This window comes from Halorubellus litoreus (genome assembly GCF_037081675.1).
Classification (GTDB): domain Archaea; phylum Halobacteriota; class Halobacteria; order Halobacteriales; family Natrialbaceae; genus Halorubellus; species Halorubellus litoreus.
Genome location: NZ_JAZAQL010000008.1, coordinates 1 through 2130 on the forward strand (window position 1 = coordinate 1; position 2130 = coordinate 2130).

1 protein-coding gene and 1 pseudogene are annotated in these 2130 nt (G+C 69.8%); both read right to left on the bottom strand.

Features of this window, described 5'->3' with window-relative positions:
* The coding region (locus VYJ16_RS22125; protein ID WP_336352483.1) for a rolling circle replication-associated protein at positions 1-857 on the bottom strand (857 nt) is incomplete at its 3' end.
* 865 nt (positions 858-1722) lie between these two features.
* A pseudogene (locus tag VYJ16_RS22130) lies at positions 1723-2130 on the bottom strand (hypothetical protein); the annotation flags it as partial.

Below are 2130 nucleotides of genomic sequence, written 5' to 3' on the forward strand. Positions count from 1 at the left end.
TCCTTCATCGGCCGGCTCAGCGCCTCTTCCCCGAAGATTCCGATGTACTCGCTGACGTAGGAACCGAGGTTCTCCACCGAGTCGTTCACGCTCACGGCGTCGTTCTCCGGGTCGTGAGCCTCCCAGCCCGCCGGTTCGCACTCTGCGACGTATGACCTCATGACCGGCGCGAACTCCTCGGCCGCGAGGTCGTCGCCGTCCTCGACGAACACCGCGACGTGCTGGTGTCCGTACCCCGACTCGTGCGGTTCCCACACTCGGGCGTACTCCCAGTTCCGGCCGCTCAGGACCTGATGAAGCTGTTTCCGGGCGGTGTCCCACCCGTCCGCGATGTCTCGCATGTGGTCCGCCGGGCATCGCTTGTGTCCCTCCGCGTTCAGGTTCGATGCCGAGAACGTCAGCATCACCGTAGTTAGGCCGTCTACCTCCCGGTCTGCCGCTCGCTCGAAGTCCTTCACCTTCGCGTAGTACCGCTTCCCGTACTCCGGCATGTAGCTGTTCTGAAGCCGTGTACGGCCGGTTTCGCCTCGGTCGCTCGTGAACTCGATGTGCGTGTTCAGGTAGCCCCGGTGCCACCGTCGCCATGCGTTCACGACGGCGTGCCACGGTCGGGATCGCGTCGCCCGGTCGCCGTCGCCGTCGCCCAGGACCGCCTCGTCGCGCAGCCGCCGGCCCGGCTCCACCGACAGCGGCCGGCGCGCCGTGCCGTCCGGCATGTCTCGGGGGCGCATCCAGAAATCCCCGTCGCTGGCCCCCTCAGCGGTCTCTTGACGGTTGTTCTTGGAAGGCCGAGAAGCCGCACCGTCGCCGGGCTGGCGGCCGCCACGGGCGGCCTCGCTCCCGTCGTCCACGCTCATGCGCACCGCCCCCGCACCGCGTTCTCGAAGGTGGCGGCGGCGACGGTAGACGCCGCCGTTCCGGGTCGCCGGCCCGGCGGTCCGCCTCCACCGCTCGGGTTCGGCGGACCGCCTCCCCGGCCGGCGCTTCCGGGTCGGGTCGGGGGGCAAGCCCCCGCTTCCGCCCGGACCGCACCACCGCCCGCCTCGACGTCCCGATCGCCGAGGTCGCGCGCCGTCCCGAGCTGTGGCCGGGCGGGGTCGCTCCCTCCGGTCGCTCCCGGCCGCGCCGGCCCCAGTTCGTGCCGGACGCGCTCCGCGAAAGCGTCGCTCTCGGGCGAGTTAGGCGGTCTACCGGCCGAGTCGGATGAGTCGTTACGACTTTGCCGCTCGGCGGAGAAGGACCATGTGCACCCTACCACTCGCACCCCGACCCTGCAGGGACCGAAGGGGTGTGAGCGGAGAACCGTACTCGGTGCGTAAGGCGGCGAGCGCCGTGCCAGCGGCCGACTCGCCACGTCCCGGCCCTTCTCCGGGACACTCGTCACGTTGCGTAGCTTTGCCTCCCGCTTCCGCACCCGGCCCCTTAGTCGTTTCCACCGCCCGACACGTGCGCCGCTATATATCTGCCTCCTCAGGCTCTGAGACGGCTGGTTTCGGTGCTTTCACCCCTAATCGCCATACGGCGTCGGGTCATGGTCATGAGAACAGGTCATCAACCATCCCCCCGGAGGGGGGATGGTTGTCTCCCTTACACCGGGAGGCTTCCAGATACGTCGCCACGCACCCTGAGACGCCTCGGTGTGTCTCGGTGCGTCTCTCGGTGCCTCTCGGCACCCTCGGGCGCTCCTGCGCACCCTCAGCGTCCTCCTGACGCCTCGCTACGTCAGCCCGGTGGTGGCCCGCCTCGGTCGGCCGGTGGGTCGCTCCCCGGTGCGCCGTCGATCCGCGTCGTCCGAGCGCCGCCGCCGCCGGGGTCGTGCCGGTCCCGGCTCCCGGCCTCGACCTGCACGATGGCCTCGGCCGTCCACTCCGGCCCGCCGTCGCCGTCCGGGTCGCCCGTCTCCTTCCACCGCTCCATGCTCTCCCCCCCTCTATCCTCCGGTCTCAGCCCCGTCTCCCGCCGGAATTGCTCCCGCGTCATCATCTCCTGTGCCCCGTTCGAGAACTCCACCCGCCGGGTCCCCGTCGCCCATGCCACCGCGTTGAACATCTGTTCCTTCATCGGCCGGCTCAGCGCCTCTTCCCCGAAGATTCCGATGTACTCGCTGACGTAGGAACCGAGGTTCTCCAC